This is a genomic window from Comamonas aquatilis, from assembly GCF_965139575.1.
Taxonomy (GTDB): domain Bacteria; phylum Pseudomonadota; class Gammaproteobacteria; order Burkholderiales; family Burkholderiaceae_C; genus Comamonas; species Comamonas aquatilis.
On sequence record NZ_CBCSIW010000004.1, the window covers coordinates 156,196 to 168,937 of the forward strand.

The 12,742-nt window shown below is 60.2% G+C and carries 11 protein-coding genes and 1 other RNA gene; 5 read left to right on the plus strand and 7 right to left on the minus strand.

What is annotated here, in order from left to right:
• The first annotated feature begins 26 nt into the window (after nt 1–26).
• Nucleotides 27–1,433, plus strand: a complete 1,407-nt coding sequence (gene phoR, locus ACNAZA_RS07605; protein WP_415795896.1) for a phosphate regulon sensor histidine kinase PhoR — start codon at nt 27–29, stop codon at nt 1,431–1,433.
• On the opposite strand, the gene ACNAZA_RS07610 is transcribed toward phoR, so the two are convergent.
• The 5 genes from ACNAZA_RS07610 to trxA form a co-directional block, all read right to left on the minus strand.
• Entirely contained in the window at nt 1,430–2,800 is a 1,371-nt protein-coding gene (locus ACNAZA_RS07610) for an MATE family efflux transporter (protein WP_415795898.1), read from the minus strand. The two genes, phoR and ACNAZA_RS07610, sit on opposite strands and share 4 nt — an antisense overlap.
• Nucleotides 2,797–4,521 carry a hypothetical protein gene (locus ACNAZA_RS07615; RefSeq protein WP_415795900.1) on the minus strand — a complete coding sequence of 575 codons (1,725 nt, stop codon included), beginning with the start codon at nt 4,519–4,521 and terminating at the stop codon, nt 2,797–2,799. The genes ACNAZA_RS07610 and ACNAZA_RS07615 overlap by 4 nt, the downstream gene beginning before the upstream one ends.
• A 228-nt stretch (nt 4,522–4,749) precedes the next feature.
• Nucleotides 4,750–4,995 carry a type B 50S ribosomal protein L31 gene (locus tag ACNAZA_RS07620; RefSeq protein WP_120969225.1) on the minus strand — a complete coding sequence of 82 codons (246 nt, stop codon included), beginning with the start codon at nt 4,993–4,995 and terminating at the stop codon, nt 4,750–4,752.
• 271 nt (nt 4,996–5,266) lie between these two features.
• The gene (rho, locus tag ACNAZA_RS07625) at nt 5,267–6,529 is read right to left on the minus strand and encodes a transcription termination factor Rho (protein ID WP_120969222.1); all 1,263 of its coding nucleotides are present in this window, start codon (nt 6,527–6,529) and stop codon (nt 5,267–5,269) included.
• A gap of 281 nt (nt 6,530–6,810) precedes the next feature.
• Nucleotides 6,811–7,143 (minus strand): thioredoxin TrxA, encoded by a 333-nt coding sequence (gene trxA / locus ACNAZA_RS07630; protein WP_120969219.1) that lies wholly within the window; start codon nt 7,141–7,143, stop codon nt 6,811–6,813.
• A 309-nt stretch (nt 7,144–7,452) separates the two neighbouring features.
• Between trxA and ACNAZA_RS07635 the strand changes: the two genes are divergently transcribed.
• The 3 genes from ACNAZA_RS07635 (at nt 7,453) to ACNAZA_RS07645 (ending at nt 9,381) form a co-directional block, all read left to right on the plus strand.
• Complete coding sequence (locus ACNAZA_RS07635; protein ID WP_415795902.1) at nt 7,453–8,703, plus strand: TIGR03862 family flavoprotein; 1,251 nt, start codon at nt 7,453–7,455, stop codon at nt 8,701–8,703.
• Between the two features lie 68 nt (nt 8,704–8,771).
• Nucleotides 8,772–9,110, plus strand: a complete 339-nt coding sequence (locus tag ACNAZA_RS07640; protein WP_415795903.1) for a hypothetical protein — start codon at nt 8,772–8,774, stop codon at nt 9,108–9,110.
• A gap of 37 nt (nt 9,111–9,147) precedes the next feature.
• On the plus strand, nt 9,148–9,381 hold the full coding sequence (locus ACNAZA_RS07645; protein ID WP_415795904.1) for a hypothetical protein: 234 nt from the start codon (nt 9,148–9,150) through the stop codon (nt 9,379–9,381).
• A gap of 8 nt (nt 9,382–9,389) precedes the next feature.
• Here ACNAZA_RS07645 and ACNAZA_RS07650 read toward each other — a convergent pair whose 3' ends face one another.
• Together ACNAZA_RS07650 and ffs are read right to left on the minus strand one after the other, a co-directional pair.
• Nucleotides 9,390–9,887, minus strand: coding sequence for a CPBP family glutamic-type intramembrane protease (locus ACNAZA_RS07650; RefSeq protein ID WP_415795905.1), 498 nt, complete (start codon nt 9,885–9,887; stop codon nt 9,390–9,392).
• Between the two features lie 457 nt (nt 9,888–10,344).
• Nucleotides 10,345–10,440: signal recognition particle sRNA small type (gene ffs / locus ACNAZA_RS07655), an RNA gene on the minus strand.
• Between the two features lie 101 nt (nt 10,441–10,541).
• Here ffs and dnaX point away from each other — a divergent pair.
• Nucleotides 10,542–12,707: a DNA polymerase III subunit gamma/tau gene (dnaX, locus tag ACNAZA_RS07660; RefSeq protein ID WP_415795906.1), complete on the plus strand. Its 2,166-nt coding sequence runs from the start codon at nt 10,542–10,544 to the stop codon at nt 12,705–12,707.
• Nucleotides 12,708–12,742 lie beyond the last annotated feature (35 nt).

The window sequence follows — 12,742 nt, forward strand, 5'->3', positions numbered from 1 at the left end:
GCCAAAAATCACAACAGAAAGCAATTATGGGGTGGCGTGGTTTTCGATTATTGGCCTCTCAGATCGCTGCCGCCCTGGTGGCCTGGCTGGTCTGGGTCTATCTCATTCATCCCGAAGCCAAGCTGGTACAGCAATCCGTTGCCGTACTGGCCGGGGCGTTGATAGGCGGCTGGATCTGGTGGCTGGTGGATAGCTGGAATGGTGCGCAGCTGCTGCGCTGGCTGCGCCAATCCGAGCTGGGTGCCGTGCCCAATCTCTCGGGCATCTGGGGCGAAGCCGGCGTGCGCATGCGTCGCTGGATTCGCCAAAGCGTGCAACAGGTGCAGCAAGGTGACCAGCGCCTGAACGATATTTTGTCGGCCCTGCAGGCCAGCCCCAACGGCGTGGTCTTGCTCGATGCCCAGGGCCGTATTGAATGGTGCAACCAGATTGCTGCCCGTCAGTTCGGCTTCGATGCGGATCGGGATGTGATGCAAAGCATTGGCAATCTGGTGCGCGACCCTCAGTTCAGCGCCTATTTTGCAGCGCAGGATTTCGCGCACGACCTGGTCATGCAAGGGCGTGAAAGCACGCCTTCGCGCCCCGTCAAACTCTCGGTGCAGCTTTATGGCTACGGGGAAGGGCGTAGGCTGCTGTTGGCGCGCGATGTGACGGCGCTGGAGCAGGCCGAGGCCATGCGCCGCGATTTTGTGGCCAATGTCTCGCATGAAATCCGCACGCCGCTGACGGTGCTCGCCGGTTTTGTGGAAACCTTGCAGAACCTGCCGCTGGAAGAGGCGGAGCGCAATCGCTACCTGGAGCTGATGGCCCAGCAGGCCGAGCGCATGCAGCATCTGGTGGAAGATTTGCTGACTCTCTCGCGGCTGGAAGGCAGTCCTTTACCCAGCAGCAACGACTGGGTGTCGGTACGCCAGCTGCTGCAGCGTTGCGAGAACGAGGCGCGTGGCTTGTCTACCGCGCTCACGCGCAAGCAGGCCAGGCCGCATATGCTGGAGTTTCCCGCCGATGAGGTGCTGGCCCTGGCCGGTGAGGTGGCCGGTGCCAGTGCCGAGCTGCACAGCGCGTTTTCCAATCTGCTGGGCAATGCCATGCGCTACACGCCGGCCGGCGGCCGGATCGTGGTGCGCTGGGAAAGCCTGCCCGATGGTTCGGCCCGCTTTGCCGTCAAGGATTCCGGTGCCGGCATAGACCCCAAGCACATCACACGGCTGACGGAGCGCTTTTACCGTGTGGATCGCAGCCGCTCGCGGGATACCGGCGGCACGGGCTTGGGTCTGGCCATCGTCAAGCATGTGCTGCAGCGCCATGGTGCCACGCTGAGCATCAGCAGCACTGTGGGTCAGGGCTCGGAATTTGCGGTGACCTTTCCGCCGCTGCGCATTCGCCAGGCGCAAACCGTGTTGCTACCGCCTCAGGTGGCCTCAGCCGATTAGGCTTCAGGCATGGGCTGAGGCTGACGTATGGCGCGGTACAAGATGGCGCTGAAGGCCAGAGCGGTTACCAGCAAGGCGGCTGCGCTGGCCAGCCAGAAGGGCAAAGGGCTGTGCTGGAGATCGCTCCAGCGCGCTCCTGCTTGCCATTCATAGGCCAGCCAGTATCCCAGGCCCAGGCCGCCGCCCCAAAGCAGCAGGCAATAGATGATGAGCGGCGCCACGGTGATGCGGTAGCAGCGCAGCACAAAAATGCAAAAAGTCTGCACGGCGTCGGCGCAGTGATAAATGGCCACCCAGCTCAGCAGCAGCGAGGCCAGTGCAATGACTTCCGGGCTGCTGGTATAGATGCTTGCAATCCAGTGCTTTGCTATGAATACAAGAGCTGATAGCGTAATACCTATAAGCGCTGCAAGCCAAAAACACTTTGAAATCAGGCGGCGTGCCAGGGCTTCGTCACCTGCACCGCGCCAGTAGCCTACGCGGGCGCTGGTGGCAATCGCCAGCGACAGCGGCACCATATAGCAAATGGCCGCCAGATTGGCTGCAATCTGATGGCCGGCCGAGGCCAGTGTGCCCTGGCGCGCCACAAACAAGGCCATCAGCGTGAAGGAGGTCACTTCCACCAGAATGGCCAGACCCGCAGGAATGCCCAGGCGCACAAAGTGGCCCAGCATCGTCCAGTCCGGGCGCTCCGGTTGGTGCCACAAGGCCAGGGGGGCGTAAATCGGCTGCAGCCGCAGCAACTGCAGTGCCACGAAAAACATGAGGTAGTTGACCGTCAGAGTGGCCCAGGCGCATCCCACGGCGCCCATGGCCGGCAGGCCTGCGCCGCCAAAGGTGAACCAGATGGACAGCGGCACCTTGACGATCAGCGAGAGCAGCTGCAGCCAGGTGACCAGCTGTGGGTGGCCTAGGGCCTGATTGAGTGCGCTGAAAATGCGAAACAGCAGCGCCGGCGGCAGGCCAAAGGCCAGTACGGCCAGGTAAAGCTTGACTTCGTGCTGCAGCGCCTCAGGCACATGGGTCCAGCGCAGCAGCGGATCCGGCATGAGGAGTACGGCCATGCCTGCGATGCATGCAATCACGCACAGATACATGGACTGGCGCAGCGACCTGCCAATGGCCAGAGGTTGCTGGGCGCCGCGTTGCTCGGCCCACAAGGGCAAAAGCGCCTGGAAGATGCCCATCAGCGAGGCGTAGACGCTGATGAAAATGGCCGCCCCTACCGACAGGGCGGCCACGGCGTTATCGGAGTAGCGGCCGGCAACAATGGTGTCGGTCGTGCCGAACGCCATCACGGCCAGCTGGCCGGCCAGCACCGTGAGCGCATGGCGGCCTATGTGCTTTATCTCGGCACTGGTGCTCATGGCTTGCTGCCATGGCGCAGCAAGAGCAGGGTTTCCTTGCGGTCGGTAGGCCGCTTGATGCGAGCCACTTGATTCCAGCCTTCCCGCAATTTTTGGTTGTGATCACCGGCCCAGCGGTCTTCATCGACCACCAGCCATTCGCATTGGCCGGGCTTGGCGCGGCGCAGCAAGGCCGTATCCACATGCAGGTAATAGCGCAGGGCCGAGATCTGGGCGCGGCCCAGTCCGTAGGTCAGCATGCAGCCTTGTTGCTGGTTGGCTTGCATGGGGACGGCAAGCAGCTTCATCTGTGCCTCGTAGCTGCGTGCATGGTCCAGCAGCGGCATCCACAAGGTACACATCAGCAGCCAGGCCAATGTGGTGCCGCCCGCCGGCAGCACCAGGCTTTTCCAGATGGCGGCGCGATTGCGCGAAGTGCGCCAGATCACCAGCATCACCCAGCCGGCACTGGCCAGCAAGGCGATCAGCACGGTCAGCCAGTCAATGCTGGCCTCGAATTGTGGCGCCAGGCGCGCGATATTGCTGGCGATCTTGGGTGGATAGCCTGTCTGGAATGCCAGCCAGATCACCCAGATGGCGATGGCCGAGATGCTGAAGAACAGCAGCGTGAACCAGTCGATCAGCGCGCTGATGCTGCGCCGGAAGGTGGGCAGAGCAAAAGCCGCCAGCGTGGCAATGGCCGGTAGGCCCAGCAGCAGGGCGCGGTCTGCGGGGTAGCTGACAAAGCAGGCAATCAAAGGCACGACAGAAAACCACAGTGCCGTACTCAGATGAGGGTTGCTGCGCGGCTGGGCGATCTGGCGGCGCCAGACCCAGAGCGTCCACAAGGCCAGCGGCCAGGCCGGCCAGCAAAACCACAGCAGCAGCTGCAGCAGGCTGCTCCAGTCCTTGGCTGTGCTGGTGTTCACCAGATGCCAGACCCAGAGATCCAGGGCGGTGGTCAGCGCCACCGCCACGGCGGTGGCTGCGACCCAGATCAACGCCCAGATGATGGACTGGCGGGGATTGGCTTCAGCGGCATCGCCCCAGCTGCGCTGAGTCAGGGCAATCAGGCAGCCGCCCAGGCCGAACAGCACGGCCATGGTGGGGGCGCCGCTCAGCGCCAGACCCGTCATGCCCAGCAGCAGCGCGATACCGGCCTTGAAGGGGTGATAGGGGTTGGCCGCTGCCGCGAAAAACAGCATGGCCGTGAAGGCCAGCTGGGTGACATAGGCCGTGGTTTCGTGCGAGGGCTGGGCCAGGCCCAGGCTGGCGACCAGCGCCAGCAGGGCGGCATCAGCCATGGCCCGGGCATAGTCCACCCGCTGGGCCTCGCCACCGAAAGCAAAGGCCACGGGCTGGGCACCGGGCGAACGGGCCAAGTAATAAGCGCCCCACCAGGTGGCGGCCAGAACCAGTACCAAAAGGCCGGCGAACGGCAGGCGCGCAGCCATCTCGGGTCCGAGCAGGCCCTGAAACAGCTGCATGGAGAGGGCGCCCAGCCAGTAGGGCAGCAAGCCATCGGCGCCGGGTGCGAGTTCGGCAATGCGGGGCGCCAGCCAGCTGGTATGGCCCAGGGCCAGTTCCCGCATATAGCCGAAAGCCTCCATGTCTGCCGAGCGCCAGGGCCCGCGCATGACAAAGCCTGGCACCACATAGGCCAGGCACAGCAGGAGCAGGGACCAGCGCGGCAGGCGGCGCACGGCACTTTGGGCAACGATGGCGGGTGTGGGTTGATTCACACGAAAATCCTGGTGAGCTGCAGAGCATTCGGCATTTCAAATAGAAATGACGCTATGCCCGTATATATCGTTCGATTGATGCTCTTGTATCAAGAGCGGGTTTGAGGCCTGAGGCCTCTTGGCGTGCCGCCAGCGAGTGTGCCCTAGTTGCATGCAGCAAGACAGGTCGCTCAAAAAGAAAAGGCAGCACGGTTGCCCGGGCTGCCCTTGCTTGCAAAGAAGAGAGAATTACTTCTTGCCGAAGCGGTTGCGGAACTTCTCCACGCGGCCGCCCATGTTGTCCACCGACTTTTGTGTGCCGGTGTAGAAGGGGTGCGATTCAGAGGAGGTATCCAGCTTGAACAGCGGGTATTCCTTGCCTTCGAAGGTTTCGGTTTCCTTGGTGTTCACGCAAGAACGTGTCACGAACTTGAAGCCGTTGGACAGGTCCGAGAACAGAACTTCGCGGTAGTTAGGGTGAATGCCTTCTTTCATGATCTTCCTTTGGTCAAGTGCGGTAGCCGTGCCAAACCCGCTACAACCCATGTAGCAGTCAGAAATTTGACGTACTTTCCGCAATAGAAAAAGCCCTCCATTATTGCACAGAACGGAAATGGCCTGATGGCTTTCCTTTGCGATGCAGGCATATGGGCTTCAATGAGCTCGAGTGACTGGGTAGATTGGGCCGCCAGGTGCTTAGGTTCGAAACGACAAAGCCCCGCAAGCGGGGCCTTTGTCATGGCTGCAGACGAGCTGCAGGGGTGAATCAACCGCCGCGGCGCATCATGTCAAAGAACTCGATATTGTTCTTTGTGGCCTTCATGTTCTTGATCATCAGTTCCATGGACTCGATCTCGTCCATATTGAACATGAACTGGCGCAGGATGCGTGTCTTTTGCAGAATTTCGGGCGCCAGCAGCAGCTCTTCGCGGCGGGTGCCGCTCTTGTTGAGCTCGATTGCCGGGAACACGCGCTTTTCATACAGGCGGCGGTTCAGGTGCAGTTCGCTGTTGCCTGTGCCCTTGAATTCTTCAAAGATCACTTCGTCCATGCGGCTGCCGGTATCGACCAGTGCGGTGGCGATGATGGTCAGCGAGCCGCCTTCTTCCACATTGCGTGCTGCGCCAAAGAAACGCTTGGGGCGTTGCAGGGCGTTGGAGTCCACGCCGCCGGACAGCACCTTGCCGGAGCTGGGCACGACGTTGTTGTAGGCGCGGGCCAGACGGGTGATGGAGTCCAGCAAAATGACCACATCCTTGCCCAGTTCCACCAGACGCTTGGCGCGCTCGATCACCATCTCGGCCACGTGAACGTGGCGGGTAGCTGGCTCATCGAAGGTGGAGGCAATGATCTCGCCCTTGACGGAACGCTGCATTTCCGTCACTTCCTCAGGGCGCTCGTCCACCAGCAGCACCATCATGTGCACGTCGGGGTGGTTGGCCGTGATGGCGTGGGCAATGCTTTGCATCATCATGGTCTTGCCGCTCTTGGGCGGTGCCACGATCAGGGCGCGTTGACCGCGGCCAATGGGGGCAATGATGTCGATGATGCGGCCGGTGATGTTCTCCTCACCCTTCATGTCGCGCTCCAGGCGCATCTGTTCCTTGGGGAACAGAGGCGTCAGGTTCTCAAACATCATCTTGTGCTTGTTGGCCTCTGGTGAGCCGCCGTTGACCTTGTCCAGCTTGGTCAGGGCAAAGTAGCGCTCGCCATCCTTGGGGATGCGCACTTCGCCTTCGATCATGTCGCCGGTGTGCAGATTGAAGCGACGGACCTGGCTGGGGGAGATATAGATATCGTCCGTGCTGGCCGTGTAGCTGGTGTCGGGGCTGCGCAGAAAGCCAAAGCCATCGGGCAGGATTTCCAGCACACCGTCGGCAAAAACTTGTTCACCCGCTTTGGCGCGTTTCTTGATGATGGCAAACATCAATTCTTGTTTGCGCATACGGCCGACGTTTTCGATTTCGAGGGCTTCGGCCTGCTTCAAGACTTCAGACACGTGCAGTGCCTTGAGTTCATTAAGGTGCATGAAATGACTCCAAAGGTGGAGTGGAGTAACCAGAAAAAGGGGGGAGGCGAGAGCCTAAGAAACACCGTGAAAAGTGGGCAGGCTTGCCTGAAGACATCTCAGCGCGGCCTCGTGCGGAGACCGGCGATTCAAACATTATGACAGGAAAAATCGGATGACTGGCAAGGATTTTTCAGTGCAGATATCAGGATCTGCGCGGTGAAGAAGTCTTAAGGGTATAGGAGAAAACAAAAACGGCCAAGAACAAAGGTCTTGGCCGCTGTTTTTTTGCTGGTGGCAGATCAGGCCAGATGCTGATCCAGAAATGCCGACAGCTGGGTCTTGTTCAGCGCGCCCACCTTGGTGGCGGCCAACTGACCATCCTTGAACAGCATCAGCGTGGGAATGCCGCGGATGCCGAACTTGGCCGGGATTTCGCGGTTTTCGTCCACGTTCATCTTGGTGACCTGCAGTTTGCCTTTATAGCTTTCTGCAGCATCGTCCAAAATGGGGGCAATCATCTTGCAGGGGCCGCACCATTCAGCCCAGTAGTCCACGAGAACGGTGGTGCCGGGTTGCAGTACGTCAGATTCAAAGCTCGCATCAGTGATGTGCTTGATCAATTCGCTGGCCATTGTGAGTCCTGGATTTTCTCAGTCAAAGAAAAGTGGCGGCTAATTCGCCTCTATCGGTTTATTGTGACAGAAACTCATCTCCCGATGCTTGGTGTGGACGGTTGTTTGCTGCTATGGCGCTGATAGCGAAAGCCGGGGTTGACATGGCTTGCGCGGGATTTCCTGCGAGCCTTGTTGCATTTGCCCCCGGTGGTATTCTGCGCAGCCTTGCTGCAGGAGGCCCGTTGGGGTGGCCTATATTGCAGCGCAATTTGAATGCCGCTTGAGCGGTTAATCGGGTGGGATATGAGTGAATCGGAATCGGCTGCAATGAACTGTGATGTAGCCGTGGTGGGCGCAGGCCCCTCGGGATTGATGGTGGCGGAGCGGCTGGCCGCCCAGGGTTTGAAGGTGCGCGTTTTTGAAACCAAGGCGTCGGCAGCGCGCAAGTTTCTCCTGGCGGGCAAAGGCGGCCTGAATCTCACCCATTCTGAAGCGTTCGATAGCTTTGTGACGCGCTATGGCAAGCGCAGCGAGCAATTGAAGCCCTGGCTTGAGCAATGGGGCTCTGCCGAGCTGCGCCAATGGGTGAAGGAGCTGGGCTTTGACACCTTTGTAGGCACTTCTGGACGGGTCTTTCCCAGCGATATGAAAGCTGCGCCGCTGCTGCGTGCCTGGCTGGTACGCCTCAAGTCTCAGGGGGTGAGCTTTCACACGCGCCACCGCTGGACGGGATGGAATACAGCCAATCATCCGGTTTTTCAGGCGGAAAAAGGCGAGGTGAGCGTTCATTGCCGTGCCCTGGTGCTGGCCACTGGTGGCGGAAGCTGGGCGCGCTTGGGTTCCGATGCCGCCTGGCTGCCTCTGCTGCAAGAAAAGGGCGTGGATATTGCACCGTTGCAAGCGGCCAATTGTGGTTTTGATGTGGGCGGCCTGGCTGCTGCTGACCAGGGTTGGAGCGCGGTGTTCAAACAGCGCTTTGCAGGCCAGCCATTCAAGTCCGTGGCACTGCGTTTCACTGACGAAGAAGGCCGCAGCTTTGCCAAGCAGGGAGAGTTTGTTGCCACGGAGACCGGCGTCGAGGGCAGTCTGATCTATGCCGCTTCGGCTCTGTTGCGGGATGCTGTGGCAAGCCAGGGCAAGGCGACTTTTGAGCTGGACTTGCTGCCTCAGTTCAGTGCCGAGCGTGTTTTGAGCGAGGTGCAGCATCCCCGGGGCTCACGCAGCTTGAGCAGCCATTTGAAGGGGCGCTTGGGTATTGACGGCATCAAGGCTGGTTTGCTGTATGAGGTGCTTGGCAAGGACGGCATGGCGGATACGCGTCGTCTGGCTGCCGCCATCAAGGCCTTGCCCGTGACGGTGGTGGCAGCACGCCCCGTGGATGAAGCCATCAGCACGGCAGGTGGCGTGCGGCTTGAAGCCTTGGACGAACGCGGTATGTGTCAGGCTTTGCCCGGCGTGTTCTGTGTGGGGGAAATGCTGGACTGGGAAGCTCCGACCGGTGGTTACCTTCTGACGGCCTGCATGTCCAGCAGTGTTCGGGTGGCTGACGGGGTGACCGGATACCTGCAAGGCGCCTGAGCGCGTTGCAGCATAAGCCATCGCTTGCTAGCAAACGGGCTTGTGCGGTGAGTGAGTCTGGCTTGTCAATGCTTGACCTGCTAGCCCGCAGCACCAAGAATGAAGTCTCGCTGAAGGGAGTTCTTCCGATGTCCTTGTTGCTGCGTCGTTTACGGGGTGAGCCATTTCTACAGATTCCCAGCCATGGGCAGATGCTGACTTGCTACAGGCAGGGCATGTTGCTTGGTTTGGTTCTTTTAGTTGTGTCTTTTGCGCTGGCACAACTGCCTTTTGAGTCCTTGGCCTTGCCCTGGCAGATTGCCTATGGCTTGGTGCTGGGCGTAGGCTTTTACTTGGGTGCTGCGTTGATGGCGAGTCGCGCGCCTTCCAGCCTACCGCCTGAGTTGGCAGCCACTCGGTGGCTTTAATCCTGGCGGATCCTCAAATTCTTGCAGAGGCGCATAGATGGATGCTGTTCTGAGTTTTGTGGGAAGTATCTTCAAGCAAGTGGCGTTCGAGCTGCTGTTCTTCTGGCCTGGTTGGCTGGCGCTGAAGGTGCTGACGCTTGGGAAGTTTCCGAAGCTGACCAAACCGGGTAGAGATATCAATGACTATGGGGACGTGCAAGCTGTCTCGTACTTTGGCGTGTTTGTGGTTTTGCTGGCTTTAGTCGGCATCGTGAAGTACTGGCCCAAGTGAGGGGGCAATCACGCCCAATACATGATGGCGGTGCTGATGGCGTTGTGCAGTGCGTGGCTCAGTGCCACCAAGACAAACGCGCGGCCAGTTGATGGGCGCACCGAGGCATAGGCGAAAGCCAGAATGAGGCCTGTAATGAAGGCTAGGACCACATACTCAATGGAGTAGTTGTGAGCCAGGCCAAAGAGGGTGGCGGATGCGAAGACGGCAACATAGCTTGGTAGTCGCAGCTTCTGGATCAGCAGCCAAAATGGGAGTGCTTGGAATAGAGCCGTTTCAAGCAGCGGACCGACAAGCGACCCCATGACGATTCGGGTGCCCACAGAGGCCGATTTGAGCGGCCCCTCTGTGGGTGGTGTGCTTATCAATGAAGACAGGAAAATGTTGCCGACGACGGTTGCGGTGAACGTCAGCCCTGCAATGACCAGGACGAATAGTGCGGGGTGAAGCTGTCTCAGCCACTCGGCCAATTTGAAAGCTGTCCTCGGAGTCCCGGTTTCAGTCATAGGTTTTTTGCGAGAGCAGGATGCCTGCCATCCTAGCTGCCGGCGCTCGTCCTTGAAAGAACAAAATCCCCGAGTCAGCCGTGAAGGCGCATATGCTTTGGGAGTCAGAGAAGGCAAAAAAAGCAGCTCTCGCGGCGGCAGTCAGTGCCTGCGTAGGAGATTCGCGCTTGGCAGAGTCAATATCGCGAGCATGGCATCGAGGGGCGATTGACGCAGTTCTGGCCCTGACTTGTCAGAGGTTCCCAGATGCGTTGAGACGCGGCCATGCCCAAACCTTGTCTGAAGGTCAGTCGGAATTGCAGCAAATCTGGTGGATTTTCGCTCTTGAGAGCAACCTTTGAGAGGTCGCCTAGGTCTTGTGTGGTTGGCAAGGCGCCAGACCAGAATGATGCAAAGACCTGAAAAGAGTTTTCTCTGGAAGACGACCTCTTGTCTACAAAGAGGTTTTCCATCGAAAGGTGACGAACCTTACCTCGGCACTGGTTCCACAGTTAGGGCTGCTTGGTTCCCCACCTGACCCGGTTGGCCGCTTCCCCATGCGAGGAGGCCCGTCACCGCTGATTATAGGTGCAAATGCATGGTCCCCGGGATCTCGCGGCAGGAATGCACCGCAGATGTGGGATGGCATGCGGCGTACTCGTAGAATCACGGCTTATGTCTTATTTAGTGCTCGCTCGCAAATACCGGCCCCGTACCTTCTCCGAAATGGTGGGGCAGGAGCACGTGGTTCAGGCTCTGACCAATGCGCTGACTCAGCAGCGCCTGCATCACGCCTATTTGTTTACCGGCACGCGCGGAGTGGGCAAGACCACGGTGTCGCGCATTCTGGCCAAGTCGCTCAATTGCCAAGGCGTGGACGGCCAGGGCGGAATCACCGCCACCCCGTGCGGCGTTTGCGCAGCCTGCACTGAAATTGATAGCGGACGTTTCCCAGATTACACCGAGCTCGATGCGGCCTCCAACCGTGGCGTGGACGAGGTGCAAAGCTTGCTGGAGCAGGCGGTGTACAAGCCGGTGCAGGGGCGCTTCAAGGTCTTCATGATCGACGAGGTGCACATGCTGACCAACACGGCTTTCAATGCCATGTTGAAGACGCTGGAAGAGCCGCCCGAATACCTCAAGTTCGTGCTGGCCACGACCGATCCGCAAAAAGTGCCGGTCACCGTGCTCTCGCGCTGCCTGCAGTTCAATCTGCGGCCCATGGCCCCCGAGACGGTGCTTGAGCATCTGAGTCATGTGCTGGGCCAGGAAAGCGTGCCTGCCGAGCCTCAGGCGTTGCGCCTGCTCTCGCGTGCAGCCCGTGGTTCCATGCGCGATGCGCTCTCGCTGACCGATCAGGCCATTGCCTTTGGCAGCGGTCAGTTGCAGGAAGCCACCGTGCGCCAGATGCTGGGCAGCGTGGATCGCAGCCATGTGTTCAGGCTGATCGATGCGCTGGCTCAGGGCGATGGCCGGGTGGTGGTTGAGACCTCGGAGCAGCTGCGCCACAACGGCCTGTCTGCAGCCTCCACACTGGAAGAAATGTGCGCCGTGCTGCAGCGCATGGCCGTGCTGCAGGCCGTGCCCGATATGCCCGTGGATGCCAGCGACCCGGAGGCCGCCGAAGTGGCGCGTCTGGCGGATCTGATGCCCCGCGACGAGACCCAGCTGCTCTACAGCATCTGCTTGCACGGCCGTGCCGAGCTGGGTCTGGCCCCGGATGAATATGCGGCGCTGACCATGGCGCTGCTGCGGCTGCTGGCCTTCAAACCGGACAATGCCGAAACCGGCGCGGCTGAAAAAAAAACTCTAGCGCGGACCTCGCCCAGACCTAGTCCGGCGGTTACGGCCCCCGTCGCGCCAGTCGTGCGGGAGGTGGCGGAAAGTACGCCTCAAAACCTGCCTGCTGCAACTGCGGCGCCTTTAGCCGAAAAACCAGAGCCAAAACAGTCGGATGTGCAGGTAAATCTGCCGCATCGTGCTATGGTTTCCGAGATACCAAGTACCACAGTCCAGTTGCAAGCCGCTGCTGATGTCGTGCCGCCGCTGCAGCCTGCCGCAGCGGTCCAACTGGCCCCGGTTGAAGAGACCAAGCCGGCTGATTCTGCGCAGCCGCAACAGCCCAATCAGCCCAATGGCATTGCCGATGAACTCGCAGAGACGGCAGCCGAAGTGGTCGAAGTCGCTGCGGTGGTTGACGAGGCCGATGCTTCGGACGAGTTTGCTGCCACTGCCGAAACCATCGATGAGTCCGGCCCCGATGAAGGTGCCTGGGCCGGCATGCCCGAGGAAGGTTGGGCCGACGAAGGCCGCTGGGGCGACGATGCCGAGGTGGATGTCGGTCTGCCGGTGAATGCCGAGCCCCTGCGCGAGCAGCCCGTCGAGCAGGAATCGCCCCAGGTGTATGCCAGCACCGTGATGGAGGTGCAGGAGCTGGTGTGCACGCCGGAAGGCGATTTCTGGCAAGGTGTGGTGCAGCAGCTGGTAGACAGTGAAGCCATTGTGGCGCTGGCCCGGCAACTGGCCCTGCAGTCGCAGCTGATGGCACGCGAAGGCGATCTGTGGACGCTGCGTGTGGAAACCAACTCGCTGAACCAGGCCGGTTCGCGCGAGCGTTTGCGTGCTGCGCTGGAGGCCGCCGGTCATGCGCGACAATTGCAGGTGGAGCAAGGCGCGGTGACGGACACTCCGGCCCGCCGCATGGCAGTGATCACCCAGGCCCGTCAGCGCATTGCCGAAGAAATTGTGACGAACCACTCCATGGTGCAAACCTTGGTGCGTGAGCATGGCGCGAAAATCGTGCCCGGCAGCATCAAGCCTGTAGCTATTCGGCCTGAATAAGGTCTTACGTTTTTCCCCGAAAGAAGAAGGAATTC

Excerpts from the sequence above, each read along its gene's own strand:
- phoR (WP_415795896.1), top strand. The coding sequence starts at position 27 with ATGGGGTGGCGTGGTTTTCGATTATTGGCCTCTCAGATCGCTGCCGCC.
- ACNAZA_RS07610 (WP_415795898.1), bottom strand. The coding sequence starts at position 2,800 with ATGAGCACCAGTGCCGAGATAAAGCACATAGGCCGCCATGCGCTCACG.
- ACNAZA_RS07620 (WP_120969225.1), bottom strand. The coding sequence starts at position 4,995 with ATGAAAGAAGGCATTCACCCTAACTACCGCGAAGTTCTGTTCTCGGAC.
- rho (WP_120969222.1), bottom strand. The coding sequence starts at position 6,529 with ATGCACCTTAATGAACTCAAGGCACTGCACGTGTCTGAAGTCTTGAAG.
- trxA (WP_120969219.1), bottom strand. The coding sequence starts at position 7,143 with ATGGCCAGCGAATTGATCAAGCACATCACTGATGCGAGCTTTGAATCT.
- ACNAZA_RS07635 (WP_415795902.1), top strand. The coding sequence starts at position 7,453 with ATGAACTGTGATGTAGCCGTGGTGGGCGCAGGCCCCTCGGGATTGATG.
- ACNAZA_RS07640 (WP_415795903.1), top strand. The coding sequence starts at position 8,772 with ATGCTTGACCTGCTAGCCCGCAGCACCAAGAATGAAGTCTCGCTGAAG.
- ACNAZA_RS07645 (WP_415795904.1), top strand. The coding sequence starts at position 9,148 with ATGGATGCTGTTCTGAGTTTTGTGGGAAGTATCTTCAAGCAAGTGGCG.
- ACNAZA_RS07650 (WP_415795905.1), bottom strand. The coding sequence starts at position 9,887 with ATGACTGAAACCGGGACTCCGAGGACAGCTTTCAAATTGGCCGAGTGG.
- dnaX (WP_415795906.1), top strand. The coding sequence starts at position 10,542 with ATGTCTTATTTAGTGCTCGCTCGCAAATACCGGCCCCGTACCTTCTCC.